18 protein-coding genes are annotated in these 16,781 nt (G+C 66.7%); 12 read left to right on the forward strand and 6 right to left on the reverse strand.

All coding sequences use genetic code 11. The features are described from left to right. Positions 1-45 precede the first annotated feature (45 nt). From ACPXB3_RS09400 to ACPXB3_RS09420, 5 genes are all read left to right on the forward strand, one after another. On the forward strand, positions 46-1,398 hold the full coding sequence (locus tag ACPXB3_RS09400; protein ID WP_425727443.1) for an MFS transporter: 1,353 nt from the start codon (positions 46-48) through the stop codon (positions 1,396-1,398). Between the two features lie 183 nt (positions 1,399-1,581). After that, positions 1,582-1,890 carry a hypothetical protein gene (locus ACPXB3_RS09405; RefSeq protein ID WP_425704171.1) on the forward strand — a complete coding sequence of 103 codons (309 nt, stop codon included), beginning with the start codon at positions 1,582-1,584 and terminating at the stop codon, positions 1,888-1,890. Beyond that, on the forward strand, positions 1,887-2,609 hold the full coding sequence (locus ACPXB3_RS09410; protein WP_425727444.1) for a hypothetical protein: 723 nt from the start codon (positions 1,887-1,889) through the stop codon (positions 2,607-2,609). The genes ACPXB3_RS09405 and ACPXB3_RS09410 overlap by 4 nt, the downstream gene beginning before the upstream one ends. 466 nt (positions 2,610-3,075) lie before the next feature. Beyond that, positions 3,076-3,489 (forward strand): hypothetical protein, encoded by a 414-nt coding sequence (locus ACPXB3_RS09415; RefSeq protein ID WP_425727445.1) that lies wholly within the window; start codon positions 3,076-3,078, stop codon positions 3,487-3,489. A 128-nt stretch (positions 3,490-3,617) separates the two neighbouring features. Then, a complete protein-coding gene (locus tag ACPXB3_RS09420; protein WP_425704174.1) occupies positions 3,618-4,073 on the forward strand; it encodes a hypothetical protein in 456 nt (151 codons plus the stop codon). 55 nt (positions 4,074-4,128) lie between these two features. Here ACPXB3_RS09420 and ACPXB3_RS09425 read toward each other — a convergent pair whose 3' ends face one another. From ACPXB3_RS09425 to ACPXB3_RS09435, 3 genes are all read right to left on the reverse strand, one after another. Continuing rightward, entirely contained in the window at positions 4,129-5,658 is a 1,530-nt protein-coding gene (locus tag ACPXB3_RS09425) for a cutinase family protein (RefSeq protein WP_425727446.1), read from the reverse strand. 219 nt (positions 5,659-5,877) lie between these two features. Then, positions 5,878-6,522: a response regulator gene (locus ACPXB3_RS09430; RefSeq protein WP_425727447.1), complete on the reverse strand. Its 645-nt coding sequence runs from the start codon at positions 6,520-6,522 to the stop codon at positions 5,878-5,880. Next, complete coding sequence (locus ACPXB3_RS09435) at positions 6,519-7,646, reverse strand: sensor histidine kinase (protein WP_425727448.1); 1,128 nt, start codon at positions 7,644-7,646, stop codon at positions 6,519-6,521. The genes ACPXB3_RS09430 and ACPXB3_RS09435 overlap by 4 nt, the downstream gene beginning before the upstream one ends. A 149-nt stretch (positions 7,647-7,795) precedes the next feature. On the opposite strand from ACPXB3_RS09435, the gene ACPXB3_RS09440 reads away from it, so the two are divergent. Beyond that, the gene (locus ACPXB3_RS09440) at positions 7,796-8,290 is read left to right on the forward strand and encodes a hypothetical protein (RefSeq protein ID WP_425727449.1); all 495 of its coding nucleotides are present in this window, start codon (positions 7,796-7,798) and stop codon (positions 8,288-8,290) included. Between the two features lie 68 nt (positions 8,291-8,358). After that, the gene (locus tag ACPXB3_RS09445; RefSeq protein ID WP_425727450.1) at positions 8,359-9,639 is read left to right on the forward strand and encodes an alpha-hydroxy-acid oxidizing protein; all 1,281 of its coding nucleotides are present in this window, start codon (positions 8,359-8,361) and stop codon (positions 9,637-9,639) included. 7 nt (positions 9,640-9,646) lie between these two features. Here ACPXB3_RS09445 and ACPXB3_RS09450 read toward each other — a convergent pair whose 3' ends face one another. After that, entirely contained in the window at positions 9,647-10,585 is a 939-nt protein-coding gene (locus ACPXB3_RS09450; protein ID WP_425704180.1) for an oxygenase MpaB family protein, read from the reverse strand. 113 nt (positions 10,586-10,698) lie between these two features. Between ACPXB3_RS09450 and ACPXB3_RS09455 the strand changes: the two genes are divergently transcribed. The 4 genes from ACPXB3_RS09455 to ACPXB3_RS09470 all read left to right on the forward strand — a co-directional run bounded on the left by ACPXB3_RS09455 (position 10,699) and on the right by ACPXB3_RS09470 (position 14,476). Next, on the forward strand, positions 10,699-11,439 hold the full coding sequence (locus tag ACPXB3_RS09455) for a TetR/AcrR family transcriptional regulator (protein WP_425727451.1): 741 nt from the start codon (positions 10,699-10,701) through the stop codon (positions 11,437-11,439). Further along, on the forward strand, positions 11,436-12,089 hold the full coding sequence (locus ACPXB3_RS09460) for a TetR/AcrR family transcriptional regulator (RefSeq protein WP_425704182.1): 654 nt from the start codon (positions 11,436-11,438) through the stop codon (positions 12,087-12,089). The genes ACPXB3_RS09455 and ACPXB3_RS09460 overlap by 4 nt, the downstream gene beginning before the upstream one ends. A gap of 147 nt (positions 12,090-12,236) precedes the next feature. Next, a complete protein-coding gene (locus ACPXB3_RS09465) occupies positions 12,237-13,454 on the forward strand; it encodes an acyl-CoA dehydrogenase family protein (RefSeq protein ID WP_425727452.1) in 1,218 nt (405 codons plus the stop codon). Beyond that, the gene (locus ACPXB3_RS09470; RefSeq protein WP_425704184.1) at positions 13,451-14,476 is read left to right on the forward strand and encodes a phosphotransferase family protein; all 1,026 of its coding nucleotides are present in this window, start codon (positions 13,451-13,453) and stop codon (positions 14,474-14,476) included. The genes ACPXB3_RS09465 and ACPXB3_RS09470 overlap by 4 nt, the downstream gene beginning before the upstream one ends. On the opposite strand, the gene ACPXB3_RS09475 is transcribed toward ACPXB3_RS09470, so the two are convergent. Then, complete coding sequence (locus ACPXB3_RS09475) at positions 14,477-15,181, reverse strand: histidine phosphatase family protein (RefSeq protein ID WP_425704185.1); 705 nt, start codon at positions 15,179-15,181, stop codon at positions 14,477-14,479. Positions 15,182-15,291: 110 nt separating this feature from the next. Between ACPXB3_RS09475 and ACPXB3_RS09480 the strand changes: the two genes are divergently transcribed. Then, entirely contained in the window at positions 15,292-15,684 is a 393-nt protein-coding gene (locus ACPXB3_RS09480; protein WP_425704251.1) for a VOC family protein, read from the forward strand. 24 nt (positions 15,685-15,708) lie between these two features. On the opposite strand, the gene ACPXB3_RS09485 is transcribed toward ACPXB3_RS09480, so the two are convergent. Beyond that, on the reverse strand, positions 15,709-16,767 hold the full coding sequence (locus tag ACPXB3_RS09485; protein ID WP_425727453.1) for a sigma-70 family RNA polymerase sigma factor: 1,059 nt from the start codon (positions 16,765-16,767) through the stop codon (positions 15,709-15,711). Positions 16,768-16,781: the final 14 nt, after the last annotated feature.

Genomic DNA, 16,781 nt, shown 5'->3' on the forward strand with positions numbered 1-16,781 from the left:
CAAAATCGGTGGCCGCACCCGGCCCGGGTGGGGCACGCTGATGAGGTGAGTTCGTCGACGTCCACGCGTACGTTGCCGCGGGCGCTGCGCCCGTTCGGCAGTGGACAGTACCGGCTGCTCGCGGCCGGTCTGATGTTGGCGCTGTTCTCCGACGGGGTCTGGACGATCACGCTGGTGTGGCAGGTCATCGGGCTCGGTGGGGGACCGGGGCAGGTGTCGTTGGCGACCGGATTGGCTGCGGTCGGGATGGTGGTGTCGACGCTGGCCGGTGGCGTGCTCGCCGATCGAGTATCCCAGCGATCCATCATCATCGGGCTCGAGGTCGTCAAGATGGCCGTGTTCGCGGCCGTGGCGATCTGCGCGATCACCGGGGTGCTGTCGATGCCGATCCTGGCGGTCGCGGCCATGCTCGGCGGGGTCACCACCGGCATGTACTACCCGGCGTATTCGGCGTTGCTGCCGGGCATCGTCGCCGCCGACCAATTGCAGGCGGCCAACGGCATCGAGGGAATCCTGCGGCCGGTGCTGTTCCAGGCGGCCGGGCCGATGATCGCCGGCGCGGTGATCGCCGTGACCGCGCCGGCGCAGGCGGCCCTGGTGGCGGCGGTGGCGAGTGTGGGTGCGGCACTCTGCTACCTCGCGATGCGGCCGGTGCCGTTGCGCCGGGACCCGGATACGTTGCGCGGTCCGGCGATTCGTTCGATCATCACCGACCTCGCCGAGGGCTTCGGCTACATGTGGCGCACCCCGTGGCTGTGGTCGACGCTGTTCTTCGCGACGATTCTGGTGTTGGCCACCATGGGGCCGATCGAGGTGCTCATCCCCTTCGCGTTACGGGAGCGGGTCCACGGCGGTGCCGGCGACCACTCGCTGGTGCTGGCCGCGTTCGGTGCCGGCGCGGCGATCGGCTCCTTCGTGTTCGCATCGATCCGGATGCCGAGGCGCTATCTGACCCTGATGTTCGGGCTGTGGGGCTGGTCGTCGATCCCGTTGGTACTCATGGGCGTTGCCGGCCACACCTGGGTGTTCATCGTTGCCGGATTCGTCATGGGTCTGTTGTTCGACGGTCCGATGGTGTTGTGGGGCACGCTCTTACAACGTCGGGTGCCGCCGGCATTGCTGGGCCGTGTGGCGAGCCTCGACTTCTTCGTGTCGGTCGTGCTGATGCCGGTGTCGATGGCCCTGGCCGCTCCGGTCGCCGACGTGATCGGCCTCACCACGACCTTCGTCGTGTGCGGGCTCGTCCCCGTGCCGTTCGCGGCGGCCTTCTACCTCGCCGCCCGGCTGTGGCGCGACGAGACCGCTCACCCGCTCCGCGACACCGAGAACCAGCCCGCGATCGCGGTCGTGCACGACGAGATGTCGGCGTCGGCCTACAGTTGGCGGGCCGACCGGTGACGGCCTGTTTGCTCGCCCGGAGACTGTCGGAACGTGCGGGTCTGCTTCCGGTCGACGACGCCGCGCCGGTGATTCTGATCTGGTAGCACATCATTCTCTCGCATGACACCGATTCTCGATGTGTGGGACCCGCTACCATCATGGCCGAGTGAACGTCCCACCCGAAGATGAGCGAGGAGATTCATGTCCCACGAGTTCAGGCTTGATCCGGAGGCGGTGATACATTTCGGCAAGCATTTGTGGCGCGTGTCGGACAGTCTGGCCGACATCGACGCGGCGGGCATCCTTGCGACGGGCGCCGCTGCATGCCCCGGTACGGACCTCGAACGCGGGTTGAAGCGGCACGCCGAGCGTGAACATGAGGCCGTTAGTGGGTTGTCCACGAATTTCGACGAGTTCGGCAACGGCGTGAAACTTGCTGTCGATAGGTTTCTGCGAGCAGACAGCGAGTTTTCCGAGCAGATCGCTTCGCCCGGTGAGTCGCGGCTGTGACTCTTACGATCGGCCAGGTCGAAGACTTCTCGATTGGGTCGCTGACCCAGACCGGTGATGGGCTCAGTTCGGGAGCGGAGTCGTTGGCGGGTAATGCGACGTCGGTCCTCAATGAACTCGACCGCGCATCGACCGATTGGAAGGGCGAGACGCAGACGCAGGTTGCGGTGAAGGCCAAAGACCATGCCGAAAGCCTTCGGGAGAGGGCTGATCGATGGTCGAATGCGGCCGTTGTGTTGCGTACCGCGGCCGACCAACTCGGAAAACTCAGGGACGAAATACTCGCCACAGTCGACGACATGATGGTGCGAACTGTATGTGATGTGGCAGACAGCGGTGTGGCCACGGTCAGAAAGAGCTATCTGCAGAAGCTGGCGGCAGCGAATGTCAATGACCAAGATGGATTGGCTGACGCGCGTGAAAAGGCTTTTGCGTTCGCTACGCAGATCACGTTTAAGCCGCTGCTCATCCGTTCCATCCGCGGATACCCCCGGCACCCGCTCCCCCGGCGGGAGCAATCGCCGACGCGAACAGGGACGGGTCGGGGCCCGACGACTACCGCACCTACGATCCCAACCTTGCGAAGAAGGCGTATTTGCAGGGGATTCGGGCGGCTGCCGAAGCTGGTGCGGCAAATGCTTCGCCGAGCCTGCCCATCGCGTCGAGCATGCTCATGCATTTCCTCGGAAACAGTGGGAACGAATATCGATTCGATGTGAACGGAATGCTCAGAGATGTGCCCGAGTTCGCGGGAAGATCCGAAGATACCGCAAGCCGGAGCGCTAGCAGGGCGCAGTCGGTGATGCCGAACGGTTACGACGGGCCAGTTGCCTTTCAGAGCCAGTGGCAAGTCAACCCCGGATTTCGCGCAGACGCTACCGCACACCCGGACTACTGGGCTGCGCTGGGCACCTTCTCATATCAGACGAGTGGTGTCTATATGCCGCACCTCGGTGGAGCAGGCGTTGGTCCGGGTGAACTCACCTATCAGACCAGCATCTACGACTACTACAACTGGGATACAACCAAAAAGTCGCCATCCGAACAGTATTCGGATCTTAACGATCTCCACCGTGCCGGTTGGGCCCAGAACTACGAGGTAACAGGCACGTCGAGCCCTCACTCCGCACGATCCGGGACGCCGTGATGACACGCGCGCGTTGGATCTGGACGGCAGTGATCTGCGTGGCGGTGACTGTCGTGTTGGTGGTCGCTGTCGGTGTGACAACATACTTCAGCACCGGGCATCGTGCTGCCAGGATGGCAGACCGCATCGGGGTGAGCATTCCGGCTGACGCCACCCGGGTCGGTGTCGACGACCCACCGTTCGCCCTGCAGGGAAACTGTTCGATGTTGGACTTTCAGGTGCCCCAAAGTAGTTGGCAGTCATACGTTTCACACTACTTCGATGTCGATCGCCTCCGTGAACTGGAGGAGGTCCCGGGTTTCTGTGGGCATTCACTCATCAACTGTCACAAAGGCATTTACGCCGGCGGGTTTGAGGCGACGGAAGAGAAGAGCGGCATCCGACGTTCCTTGCAGGTGATACCGGATTGTGTTGACGGGCAGGCGCAAATTGTGTGGGGGACAACCGACTAGCTCGGCGGTATCCATCGTTGTTCGGTCGTTTCACCGACGCCGCCGAGAGCCGGTTGGGTTCGCTACTTGCCTCCGCCGCCGAAGGCTGTACGGCAGAGCCCAGAGCACACAGTAGGAGTCGTAACACCATGATGACGCGTACGGGTTGGATCTGGTCGGCAGTGATCTGCGTGGCAGTGATTATTGTGGTGGTGGTCGCTGTCGGTGTGGCAACGTACTTCAGCACCGGGCATCCTGCTGCCAGGATGGCAGACCGTATCGGGGTGAGCATTCCGGCTGACGCCACCCGGGTCGGTGTCGACGACCCACCGTTTGCCCTGCAGGGAAACTGTTCGGTCTTGGAGTTTTTGATACCGACGACCCAGTGGCGGGATTATGCCGGTCGATACTTCGAGCTGAATGCGCTGGACGGCCCGCATATGCTCTGGCCACCCTGCGGTCGAACACGGATCATGTGCGACAACGACATCTACATCAAAGGCTATGACGCGTCCGGTCAAGGCAAGGGTGTGACGCGTCGGTTGCAAGTGACCCCCGACTGTGTTGACGGCCAGGCGCGAATCACCTGGGGGACAACCGACTAGCCGGGTCGGCGCACTCTAATCGGTAGACATCTCTCTCGGAAACCGGTAACTATGTCTACCGATTCGTCGGCGTGGGTTCGGTAGCGGTGGGTGTTTCGGCGGCGGGCGCGGCCGGGGCCGTGGTCTCCGGCGTTGTGGTGACCGTCCCCGTCGGTGCGGTCTCGGGTGTGGTGACCGTGTCGGAGGGTGTCGTTTCGGTCGGGCTGGGTCGACTCGACGTCGCGGTGGCCGAAGGCGTGGCGGCAGTGGCAGATTCAGGGTTCGACGTCACAGGGCTCGATCCTGCTGCGCTCGACGCTGCTGGGCTCGATTCGGTTGAGCTGGTTGCCGAAGTTGTGCCGGTGGCCCGCGTGGACGGGGCGGGCGAGGTGCTCGTCCGTGACCGGGAGCCCAGCGGACTTGCCGTGCCCGACGGGCCGGACGTCGACGCCGTCGGAGCCGCCGTCGGCTTCTTCGCCGCCGCTTCGATTTTCGCGATCAGTTCGAGCGCGGCGTTGTGGATCGCGGCACCCGCGGCGGTGAACATCGGTGAGGTGACGATGCCGTGGACGAGGGTGAGGCCCTGCTGGCCCCAGTAGATGGTGAAGTTCGCCGGCAGGAGAACCAGACTGGTGAGGCTGGCGGCGATCGCCTTGACCGCCGCGGTTCGGGTGGCCGTATCGAAGCTGAGCATGTTGAGTGCGGTGAGTGGGTCGGGCAGGTACGCACCGTAGCCCAGCTTCGGCAGTGGGGGCATGAGGTCGTAGACGGCGGTGAGGACCGGCTGGATCGCCGCCAACTGGAACGGCAGATCGAAGTAGATGGAGGGAATGTCGACGCCGAGATACTGCTTCACCATCGATGGCATCGGTCGCAGGATGTTCTGGAATTCACCGAGTGCATAGTTCGGGGTCAGCAGCATCTCGGCGTTCTGGTAGCTGCCGTGCCGGCCGAGGACGTATCCGGCGATCCCGTTCAGCGCGCCGATCGGATCGTAGAGCGGGTCGGGCATGTCGCAGATGCCGTCGCCCTGGGTGCAATACGAGATCACCGGGATGTCGCCGAAGCCGTCGCGCGGACCGGACAACGTGAGTCCGGGGATCAGGCCGACCCACGAGAGTTCGATCCCGCGGCCGGACTTGTCTCCGTCGCGGCGCGGGTCCGAATAGAGCTCTCCGCGAATCTCGTTCGAGTCGCTGATGGTGTAGGTGACGCCGTCGACGGTGGTGGTGGCCCGGCCGTGCGCGATGTCGGAGAGGACGTCCCCGGCGACTCGCGCGCCCTGGGAGTATCCGACGATCACGATTTCGCTGTTGGGACAGGCCGTCTGGTAGGTAGCGACCTGTTGGATGAGCTGCTGCTTTCCGCGGGCGACGTCGTCGTTGTATCCGATCGCCCCGACGGGCCACAGCGCGGTGGTGTAGTCCTCGTCGCTCGCGCCGAGGTCGTGGACCTCCCACTGGTCCGCGGGAAAGCGGGTCTGCAGGTTCTTGTAGGCCGCGCCACCGACGTCGTTGGTGCCGTTGACCATGAAGACCGCACCCGTCTTGCAGTCCACGGCACCGGCGGTTGCGGCCGCGCCCGGTGCCCAGAGAAGTGCGAGCATTCCCAAAAGTGCCGCAAACACCGTAAATACGGCAGTGCGACGCCAGCGCAAACCGACCACCATGACGGACCTCCCCGACTAGGACGATTGACCAGGTGTGATACATAACACAGTACCGTGGCGGAGTCGAGATGTGGTGAATTCAAGAAGATGGGTGTTGCTGTATATAGATTGCCGACTCAAATGGCTGGGCTGCCGGAACGCAAGCCGAAGAATGTGTCAGATCAGACCATGTCGGTAGGCGTAGGCCACGAGTGCCGCCCGGTCGCGGCAGCCGGTCTTGGCGAGCAGGTGATTGATGTGGGTCTTGACAGTGCTGAGCCCGACCACCAGGTGCGATGCGATCTGCTGATTCGACATCGCAGTGGCGACGAGCCGCAGTACCTCGACCTCCCGGTCGGTGAGGCCGTCCGGGTTGGCGGCCGGCGCAGTGCGTCCGTCCGCGGTCCGCTGGTGGGTCAAGACCGCACGAAGTGCCTTCTCGTCGAGCATCGAACGGCCGGTGGCCGCGGCAACCAGCGCGGCCTCGATCGCGTCGGGATCGGCGTCTTTGTTGAGGAATCCAACGGCACCCGCCTCGAGTGCGTCGACGATCGTCGCGTCGTCGTCGTAGGTGGTCAACGCGACCACATTGGTGCGTGATCCGGATTCGCGGAGCCGGCGAATCCCTTCGACGCCACCGATTCCGGGCATTCGAAGATCGGTGAGCAGCACGTCGGGGTCGGTATCGGCGACGAGGTCGAGGGCGGCTTCGGCCGACGCCGCGGCGCCGGTCACCTCGACGCCGTCGAACATGCCGAGCATCGAGCGCAGGCCCTCCCGCACCACGGTCTGATCATCGGCGATCACCACTCGCACCGTCACGACGTCATCCGCATGGTGAGCTCGAAGCCTTCCTCGCACGGGCCATGGGTCAGCGTACCGCCGGCCAGCGCCACGCGTTCGGCCAGTCCGGCCAAACCGTATGCGCCACTGGGATGATCGCGGTCGCTGAATTCATCGGGTGCGCCCACCGACAGCACACGCAGCGTCGTCGCGCCGAATTCGATGCGCACCGGGGCGCCTGCGGCGTGACGCAGCGAATTGGTGAGCCCCTCCATCACCACCGACTTCGCCAGTGCCACCCATGGCGTATCGACGTCGGCGGCCGAGCCGGTGACCGTGATCTCCAATCCGGTCGCGGTGTGCAGCCGCTCGATCGTGGAAGCGGTCCAGTCGGATAGCGATTCACCACCACTGCCAAGTGGCGAATCGTCGTCACCGCGCAGCGAACGAACGGCATCGCGAGCCTCCGCCAGCCCGTCGCGCGCCAGTGCTGCTGCGGTGTCGAGCTTTTCGGTCAGCTCCGGCGAGACACCCTCGCGCCGGGCGGCGAGCGCTGCGCCCTGCACCGTGATGATCAACCCCGACAAGGTGTGTGCCAGCACATCATGGAGCTGGGCGGCCAGTACCTGCCGGTCCTCGGCAGCCGCGGCTCGGGCCCGTTCGCCCTCGATGATCTGCCGTTGTGCGGCAGCGAGTTCGTCCGCCTCGCGCCGATACCGCCGCAGGTGTACCCAACCGAAGACCAGCAACGCGATCGCGAGATCGATGACGACCGTCCACATCTCGCGATCGAGCCACCACGACTGCACCACGATTGCGGCCACCGGCGGAACCGCCAGCAGCGCGGTGATCCAGATGCCGACCGGCGCCAGCGCTGCTGCGGCAACCCCCAGCAGGGGCACCCAGACGGTGGCCGCGCCGCCGAAGGCGAGTCCGGTGGCGGTGGCTGCGGCGATGGTCACCGCCGAGAACACCATGGAGTCCTGGCCCAGGATGCGATCGGTGGCGGACGCGGCGAACATGCCGCGAAACACTGCCCCGACGAGGACCGCGGTGGCGGCCCAGCCGATCGCGAGCCGCCACCCGGGCACCGATCCCGCACCCAGGGCCGCGGAGACCACCAGCGGGACACTCACCACACCGCGCAGCACGAACGTGTCCATCCGGATCGGGACTCGGGTTCGTATGGCGGAGGGCACAACTCACCGTAGCCGTACATGAGCACTCCGGTGGCGGTCGTCGCCGCAAGATCAACCCGGTATCCACCCTCGGGTTGATGGCAACGGCGCCGCCGCCGACGAAGGTGAACACCATGACCCAGAACACTGTCTTCTACGCACTGGTGGCACTGTTGGTGCTGGCGTACATCCTCTACCGCCAACTGGCCGAACGGCCGATCAAGGACAACCCGCTGAAGCTGCCGGCGATTCTTGCGGTCGTCGGGCTGATCGAGACCATGAACTATCTCCGCGGACCGCACCACGTCGAGGTCGGCGAGGTCGTCGCGATGTTCCTGGGATTCGCGGTCGCCGCGCTGATCGCCGTTCCGCGGGCCCACACGATGCACATCTATCGCAATACCGCCGGCGTACTCGTGCGGCGGGGCAACGCGGTGACCATCAGCCTGTGGATCCTCGCGATCGCGGCGCACATCGTCATCGCGCTGCTGGTTCCGGAGCTGTTCGACGGACGGCACGGTTCGCTCGGCGGGCTCGAGAGTGCCTCGATCCTGTTGTTCCTCGGGATCAGTCTCGGGGTGCAGGCCCTGATCACGCGCGACCGGGCCGGGCGGGCGGCTGCGACCTGATAGAGATACGACCTGATAGAGATACGACCTGATAGAGATACGGGGAGGGCCGACGAAGGAGATCACCGATGACCCCAGGCTGGGGACGCACCCGTCAGAACGCCATCTACACCGCGGGAATCCACGGGCGGCGCCCCCGGGTGCCCACCGACTTCGCCGAACTCGAACGCCGCGCACGCAAGGTCATGTCGGAGCGGGCGTGGGCGTATGTCGCCGGCGGTGCGGGGGAGGGTCGCACGATGGCGGCCAATCGGGCGGCGCTCGACCGGTGGGCGATCGTGCCGCGGGTCTTGCGGGACGTGTCGCACCGCAGCCTCGAGATCGAACTGTTCGGCGCGCAGTTGCCTGCGCCGATCCTGTTCGCGCCGGTCGGTGCCGGTGGTCTCGTGCTGCGCGACGCCGACGTCGCGATCGGGCGGGCCGCAGCCGAACTCGGTGTGCCCTACATCTTCTCCAACCAGGGCAGCGCGTCGATGGAACGGGTCGCCACCGCGATGGAGTCGGTGAAGGACGGTGCGCCCCGCTGGTTTCAGCTGTACTGGTCGACCGATGACGACCTCGTCGACTCGTTCCTGCGACGCGCCGAGCGGTGTGGCGCCCAGGCGATCGCCGTCACGCTCGACACGACGCTGCTCGGCTGGCGCCCGCAGGATCTCAACCTCGGATCGCTGCCGTTCGCGCGCGCCGAGGGCATCGCGCAGTACACGTCCGATCCGCGATTCGCCGAGATCGTCGCCGACCGCGCGGCGGCCGGTACCGGCGAGAAGCCGGAGGTCTCGCCGGGCGCCGTCAGAACCCTGTTCTCGATCGCCCGTAACACCCCGGGATCGTTGCTGCGCAATCTGATCCGCCCGGAACCACGCGTCGGCGTGCAGACCTTCCTCGACATCTACTCGCGTCCGTCGCTGGGCTGGACCGAGATCGCGTCGCTGCGGGAACGGACATCATTGCCGATCGTGCTCAAGGGGATACTGCATCCCGACGACGCGCGCGCCGCCGTCGACGCCGGGATCGACGGCATCATCGTGTCCAATCACGGCGGCCGCCAGATCGACGGCGAGATCGGCTCGATCGACGCGCTCACCGAGATCGCGTCCGTCGTCGACGGCCGCGCCAAGATCCTCGTCGACTCCGGAATCTACACCGGTGCAGACGCTTTCAAGGCACTTGCGCTCGGAGCCGACGCAATCTGTATCGGCCGGCCGCACATGTACGGGCTGGCGATCGACGGCGCCGACGGTGCACGTGAGGTGGTCGCCAACATCATCGGTGAGCTCGATCTGACCCTCGGGCTCGCCGGCCACACCTCGGTGGCCGACGTGACCGCCGATGCCCTGCGCCGGATCTGACGAGCACTCACACCAGCGGCCGCTTGGTCCGCATCCGCCACTTCACGTCGGTGAGCAGTAGGTTGAAGGGGAAGGCGCGCACCGGCTTCGGGAGCCGCCGGATGACCGCGCGGGCCACCTTGTTGTGCGTGTCGAAGAACCGCTGCTGCCATGGCTTCATCTCGACACCCATGGCCGTGCGGAATCCCTCGGGAAGGAAACCGATGGTGAAGATCTCCGAATGCCAGCCGAAGAGCCGAGACACCACCGGACCCGCGAACTCCAGGCGGGCGATCGACATGAGGTGCGCCCGGATGACGGGGTCGATCTCGAGCTGCTCGACCGTGGTGTTCCAGTACTCCTCGAAATCCGCACGGGTGGCGGGCCACATCTCGCGTGGCATCTGCAACGTGGTGCCCATGACCGCACCGGCCTGATAGGCCTCCTCGGTGATCAGCGCCCGATCGCCGAAGATCCGCTGGACGTCCTCCCAGCCCTTGTACAGGCACGCGGCCACCCAGAGCTGCAGCGCGGGGTCGAAGGCGTTGTACTCGACGGGACTGTCCGGGGTGGACCGCACCTGCGCATGCGATCGTCCGACGGCATGCCGGTAGGCCTTGCGCACCTTGGGATCCCCGCTCGCGGCGACCGACAGGTAGGAGAGCGTGGTGCGGGTGCGCTTGACCGGATGCTTGAAGAGATTGCCCGAATCGACACGGCTCTCGTAGACGCCGTATCCCACCGCGGGCAGCGCCAGCTGCATGATCACATTCGCCGAGCCGGCCAGCGTCGCGATGCCCAGCATCTCCATGTTCGCCGCAGGCAGTGCGTCGAGTTCGGCGCGCGACATGCGTGCTGCCGGCGGCAGGAATTCGGTGTCCGGGGTCGCGGCGGCGAGATTGGCCTGAAGGGCGGCGTCCCGGCCGGGGGTGGTGTCGCGGCCGGAGGCGGTGTCCTGCGTCGTCATGCTCGCACCTCTGATCTCTCCAGATCGCTACGGCACTGCCCCTCGGACGCCGCGTAATCTGGTAACGGATGTTTCCTGATTGATTGAACCCCTCCGGTCGTGAAGGTGTCAAGATGAAAGCCGTGTCCGACCGATCGCCGAGTGACAAATCCGTGCCGGCCGCCACCGAAGTCCGGGCGGAGCGCGGTACCGGTCTGCGCGGTACCGGTCTGCGTAGTACGGGTTTGCGTGCATATGGCGGCGTCGAAGGTGACGAGCGGATCTCCCGTCGCCGCGAGACATTGATGGACGCGACGCTCGGTGTGCTCGCCACCGAGGGCGCGGTCACCGTCCGCGGGATCTGCCGTGCTGCCGGGCTGAATCCACGCTACTTCTACGAGAGTTTCGAGTCCGCGGACGCGCTGGTCGCGGCCACCTTCGATCGCGTCATCGAGGAGATCTCCGACGCCGCGCTCGCTGCCTTCACGACCGCGACCGGCGGCGGCGTCACCGGTAAGGTCGCCGGGGCGGTGACGGCCATCGTCGAGATCATCGATGCCGACCGGCGCAAGGGAAAACTGCTGTTCTCACCATCGCTGTTGTCGCCGATCGTGGCCGCCAAGCGCAGCGAATCCACCGGCTTGTTCGCGATGCTGACGCTGCACACGGCCACCGACGCGCTGGCGACCGAGGTCGGGGCCGAGGCGATCGCGGCGGCCCAGTTCCAGGTGGGTGGGCTCGGCCGGCTGCTCTCGGCGTGGCTCGACGGCGAGGTCCCACTGGGGCGCGTCGAGGTGGTCGCGCTGAGCGTGCGGTTGATGATGTCGCTGGTGGGTGCGGTCACCGGGCGCGATGACGATATGTTGGACCGATGAGCGACGGAGCCGAGGGGACGCGGATCGAGGAGCCCGAGAGCGTGCCGGCCTTCGACTCGTGGCGTGACTACGGGGAGGCCCAGCTGCCGGTGCCCCTCGCCGCGGCGCTCGCAGCCTTCGCCGAACACGGCTATCACGGAACCTCGGTCCGTGAGATCGCCGCGCGGGCAGGCCTCTCGGTGCCCGGCCTCTATCATCACTACCCGTCGAAACAGTCGCTGCTGCAAGGACTCCTGGAGCGCACGATGACCGACCTGCTGGCCCGGTCCGAGCAGGCGATCCGCGAGGCCGGTCCCGAACCGGTGCGGCGCTTCGACGCCGTCGTCGAGTCGTTGCTGCGCTTCCACATGTATCGCCGCGAACAGGCATTCGTCGGGTCCACCGAGATCCGCAGCCTCGACGACTCGTACAAGCCCACCTACATCGGCCATCGCGACCGGCAACAGCACATGGTCGACGAGATCGTGTTCGCCGGGGTCGAGGCGGGCGACTTCGCGACCCCATATCCCAAGGACGCCGCCCGCGCCGTGGCCACCATGTGTGTCGGGGTGTCGACCTGGTTCAAACTCGACGGCGAACTCGGCGCCGACGAACTGATCCGGCGCAACCTCAGTTTCGCGCGTGACATCGTGGGCTATCGTCGGGCCTGACCTCGGCGGCCGGCGGGTCGAGGGGCAGGCGCGCTTGACCGTGGCGGTGCGGACTGGCAGGGTGAGACGCCGACAGAGCGAACGATCGGTCGGTGCGACCGGTCGGGCTGCTCCAGGTGAGGAGAGGCGAATGCCCGAGGAGACCCCATGCCGATCGATCTGACGTACGGCGCCGACGTCGTCGACCTCGTCGAGAAGACGTCGCAGTTCATTGCCGAGTATGTCGCGCCGATCGAGGAGAAGTACGCCGGCGACATCGCGGCGGCCGGCGGCGACGCGCTGCGGCGGGAGATGAACGCCAAGGCCAGGGCCGCGGGCATCTTCGCGCCCCATGCACCGGTGGAGTTCGGCGGGCTCGGGCTCGACATGTCCGATCGCGCACCGGTCTTCGAGGCCGCAGGCTACTCGACCTTCGGCCCGGTCGCCCTGCACATCGGGGCACCCGACGAAGGCAACGTTCACATGCTGGCCCACATCGCGAGTGAAGAGCAGCGGCACACCTATCTCGCGCCGCTCGCCGCCGGCGACGTGCGGTCGGCGTTCGCGATGACCGAACCATCGCCCGGTGCCGGCTCGGATCCGAATGCGCTGAACACCATCGCGACCAAGGTCGACGGCGGCTGGAAAGTCAACGGGGAGAAGCGATTCATCACCGGCGCCGATGGTGCCGGATTCTTCATCATCATGGCGCGCACCGCCGGCTCCCCGGGTGATCGGGGTGGTGCGACGATGTTCCTGGCGCCCGCCGATCGTGCGGGTATCGCCGTCGGCCGCCACATCCGCACCACCGACCGCTCGATGGTCGGTGGGCATCGCGAGGTCACCTTCACCGATCTCTTCGTCCCCGACGAGGATGTCCTCGGCGAGGTCGACGAGGGCTACCGCTACGCCCAGGTCCGCCTGGGCCCGGCCCGCATGACGCACGTGACGCGGTGGATGGGTTCGGCGGTGCGCTGCCAGGACGTCGCCGTCGACTACGTCTCGCGCCGTGCGGGTTTCGGCGGCAAGCTCGCCGATCTCGGCATGATCCAGCAGATGATCGCCGACAACGAGATCGATCTCGCCGCCGCCCGCGCCCTACTGGTGAAGGCCTGCGCCGAGCTCGACCGCGGTGCGCATGCATCAAACGAGACATCGATCGCCAAAACCTTTGCCGCCGAGGCGTTCACCCGGGTCGCCGACCGCGCCATCCAGATGTGCGGCGGGACAGGCGTCTCCGACGAGCTGCCGCTGGCCCGTTTGCAGAACGAGCTGCGACCGTTCCGGATCTACGACGGACCGTCCGAGGTGCATCGGTGGGCGATCGCACGCCGTGCCGTCGGCCGCGCCCGTAAGGCCGCGGCGGCCGCGGAGGGCCGGCGATGAGCACGGCCATCGACCCGCGCCGGGTGCTCGACCCGGTGGCATTGCGGAAGTTCTTGGAGCACAACGGCGTCGACGTGCAGGGAGACCTGCAGATCGACCTGATCAGTGGCGGCAAGTCCAACCTCACGTTCGCCGTCACCGACGGTGTGACGAGGTGGATCGCCCGACGGCCCCCGACCGGCGGCCTGACGCCCTCGGCGCACGACATGGCCCGTGAGTGGACGGTGACCCGGGCCCTCGGCGCCACCGACGTCCCCGTCGCACCGACGGTCGCCTTCGATGCCGACGGCGAGGCCCTCGGCGCCCCGTGCACCATCGTCGAGTTCGTCGACGGCGTCGTCATCCGCACCGCGGCCGAACTCGATGCGCTCTCCGACGACGAGGTGGATCGCAACGTCGACGGACTCGTCACCACGCTCGCGGCCCTGCACGCCGTCGACCACGAGCAGGTCGGCCTCGGTGAATTCGGCCGTCCCGCAGGATTTGCCGCCCGCCAGGTGAAGTTATGGGCGCGCCAGTGGGGGATCGTCAAGACCCGCGAACTGCCGGACGTGGAACGGTTGTGCGCAGTTCTCGCCGACCGCGTGCCGACGGACACGCGGGCGACCATCGTGCACGGCGACTACCGCGTCGACAACACCATCCTCGATGCCGCCGACCCGGGGCATGTTGCGGCGGTGGTGGATTGGGAGATGTCGACGCTCGGTGACCCGATCACCGATGTTGCGCTGATGTGCGTGTACCGGCAGCCGATCTTCGACACCGTTCTCGGTTTCGACGCCGCCTGGACCAGCCCACGCTATCCGAGCGCCGACGACATGGCGCAGCGCTACGTCACCGCGACCGGAAACGACCTGGGTGACTGGGACTTCTATCTGGCGCTGGCGAATCTCAAACTCGGAGTGATCGCCGAGGGCATCAGTCACCGCGCCCGCGCGGGTGCGTCGACGGAGGCGGGGGCCGAACAGGCGTCGGAGGCCACCGCCGAATTCATCGCCGCCGGCCTGCGGCACGTCGGGTAGTCAGCGGAAGGTCGCGACCCCGCCGTCGCGGTCGTCGAGGTGGGCGTGCTCGTTGAACGACACCACCGAGACACCACGGCGGCCGACGATCAGTTTGGTCACCGACGCGTTGATCATCGCGCGGGCCACCGTCGGCCACTGTTGCGGCGGCACACCCCAGAGATCGGCGATCCACTGGGCGATCACACCCGCCGAGGACACCACCACCACGGTCTGTCCGCTGCCGGCGTGAGCGGCCGCGTCGTGGCCGGCGGCGTCCACCCGATCGCGGAAGCCCCCGTAGGTCTCGCCGCTGTGATCGTGGGCGGCATCGGGTTTGTCGTTGCGTGCGACCCAGGCGCCGAGCGAATCGTCGAGGCGCTTCTGATAGTTGCGCCCGTCGTCGAACTCCGCCGCACTCGTCTCGCCGACCAGCGCCGGCAGCGCGTACTCGTTCCAGCGCGGATCCACGATCGGCTCGGGGGCGTTGTCGAAGCGGCCGAGCACGCCGGCGAGGGTGTCGCGCTGCCGTGGGAGGTCACCACAGATGGCGGTGGTGACCGACGGGATCTGCGCGGCGAGCAGGTCGCCGGTGAGTCCCGCCTGGACGATGCCCATCGCGGTCAGGCCACCGACCTCGCCGGAGGCACTCGCGGCTTCTGAGCCCACGATCCCGTACGCCTTCGGATCTGCCTGACCATGCCGCACCACATAGATGACACCCATGACCGAGGAGCCTATTGGCCATCCCGGCGATGAATTCGGGCGGGCCGGGTGGTCTGTCCATCGAGAGAACCCGCAGCGCGGGTGCGCCCGACAAATCGGAAGAGGTGACGGTGGCGCCGATGATGTTCGTCAATCTGCCGGTCGCCGACGTCGCGCGCTCGCGGGCCTTCTTCGGCGGCCTCGGATTCGTCTTCGACGAGATGTTCTGCGACCCCTCGACGCTGTGCATGCCGGTGAACCGCCAGGCGATGGTGGTCATGCATCGGCGAAGCCGATTCCGTGGCTACGCGTCGGCACCGGTCGCCGACCTCGGCGCGGGACGCGAGGCGGTGCTCGCCATATCCGCACCGTCGCGCGGCGCGGTCGACCGATACGCGGACGCCGCCTTCGGCTCCGGTGCCACCCCGTTGCGGGCGGCCGAGGACCTCGGCTTCATGTATTCGCGCAGTTTCTGCGACCTCGACGGCCACGCCTGGGAATTCGTGTCGATGGATGTGTCGTGAGGCGCCCGCTCAACCGCAAATGGTTCAGCGGGAGGACTCGTCCGAGGGAGGCGTCGCCGGGAGCCCGAATCGGGCGAAGTCCTCGATCATCGTGTCACTGAAAAAGGCGACGACGTGGGCTACCGACCGGGTCCGCGGGTCGAGATCGAGTACCTGCAGCTGGAACGGGCGGTGCACACCGTCGCCGGGGTCACGCATGTACAGGCCCAGCGCCGGCTGTCCGTTCGCGATGGTGGGCAAGAGGATCTGATCGCCGGCCTTCTCGGCCGGGCAATTGGCCCGGATGAGTGTGCCGATGGCCGCACCGCCCTGATACCAACCGGTGAACGGCGGCATCTCCCAGATCGATGAGTCGGTGAACAGGTCGACGATGGCGTCGACGTCGTACCGTTCGAACGCCGAGACGTACTTCGCGAGCAGCTCGCGATTCCCCTCGTCATCGAGAACGGTGGACGAATCATCGTCGGCCCGAACGGTTTTCAGTTGCTCGCGGGCACGCTGGAGCAGACTGTTGACGGAGGTGGTGGTGACGCCGATGGTATCGGCGACCTCGGCGGCCTTCCACTGCAACACATCCCGCAGGATCAGCACGGCACGCTGCCGTTCCGGCAGATGCTGGAGCGCGGCGATGAACGCGAGCCGGATGGATTCCCGGGCGCCGACAACGTATGCCGGATCCGCGTCCTCGCCGGGGCTGATCTCGTCGACCGCGCCGGCGTACGGCTCGAGCCACGGCACCTCGTGGTCCTGAAGGAGGGTGTCGGTGGGATCGAAGGCGTCGGTGCCCAAACCCGACGGCAACGACCGGCGTTGCGCGCTGCCCAGCGCGGTGAGGCAGGTGTTGGTCGCGATCTTGTGCAGCCACGTGCGCACCGACGCCCGCCGGTCGAATTTCGGGTAGCCGCGCCACGCCCGCAAGTAGGTCTCCTGGGTGAGGTCCTCGGCGTCGTGATGCGACCCCATCATGCGGTAGCAATGCGCGTGGATCTCACGTCGAAGCGGCTCGGTCGCCGCCAGGAATTCGGTATCGGACGGCTGCGTCGGGACGGTCGCCGGGGCGCTGGTGGCGGGGATGCCGGGCATGGTGTCCAGGGTAC

This window comes from Gordonia sp. DT219 (assembly GCF_049847065.1).
Classification (GTDB): domain Bacteria; phylum Actinomycetota; class Actinomycetes; order Mycobacteriales; family Mycobacteriaceae; genus Gordonia.

Excerpts from the sequence above, each read along its gene's own strand:
- ACPXB3_RS09405 (WP_425704171.1), top strand. The coding sequence starts at position 1,582 with ATGTCCCACGAGTTCAGGCTTGATCCGGAGGCGGTGATACATTTCGGC.
- ACPXB3_RS09420 (WP_425704174.1), top strand. The coding sequence starts at position 3,618 with ATGATGACGCGTACGGGTTGGATCTGGTCGGCAGTGATCTGCGTGGCA.
- ACPXB3_RS09425 (WP_425727446.1), bottom strand. The coding sequence starts at position 5,658 with ATGCTCGCACTTCTCTGGGCACCGGGCGCGGCCGCAACCGCCGGTGCC.
- ACPXB3_RS09435 (WP_425727448.1), bottom strand. The coding sequence starts at position 7,646 with ATGGACACGTTCGTGCTGCGCGGTGTGGTGAGTGTCCCGCTGGTGGTC.
- ACPXB3_RS09440 (WP_425727449.1), top strand. The coding sequence starts at position 7,796 with ATGACCCAGAACACTGTCTTCTACGCACTGGTGGCACTGTTGGTGCTG.
- ACPXB3_RS09445 (WP_425727450.1), top strand. The coding sequence starts at position 8,359 with ATGACCCCAGGCTGGGGACGCACCCGTCAGAACGCCATCTACACCGCG.
- ACPXB3_RS09450 (WP_425704180.1), bottom strand. The coding sequence starts at position 10,585 with ATGACGACGCAGGACACCGCCTCCGGCCGCGACACCACCCCCGGCCGG.
- ACPXB3_RS09455 (WP_425727451.1), top strand. The coding sequence starts at position 10,699 with ATGAAAGCCGTGTCCGACCGATCGCCGAGTGACAAATCCGTGCCGGCC.
- ACPXB3_RS09460 (WP_425704182.1), top strand. The coding sequence starts at position 11,436 with ATGAGCGACGGAGCCGAGGGGACGCGGATCGAGGAGCCCGAGAGCGTG.
- ACPXB3_RS09465 (WP_425727452.1), top strand. The coding sequence starts at position 12,237 with ATGCCGATCGATCTGACGTACGGCGCCGACGTCGTCGACCTCGTCGAG.
- ACPXB3_RS09470 (WP_425704184.1), top strand. The coding sequence starts at position 13,451 with ATGAGCACGGCCATCGACCCGCGCCGGGTGCTCGACCCGGTGGCATTG.
- ACPXB3_RS09475 (WP_425704185.1), bottom strand. The coding sequence starts at position 15,181 with ATGGGTGTCATCTATGTGGTGCGGCATGGTCAGGCAGATCCGAAGGCG.
- ACPXB3_RS09485 (WP_425727453.1), bottom strand. The coding sequence starts at position 16,767 with ATGCCCGGCATCCCCGCCACCAGCGCCCCGGCGACCGTCCCGACGCAG.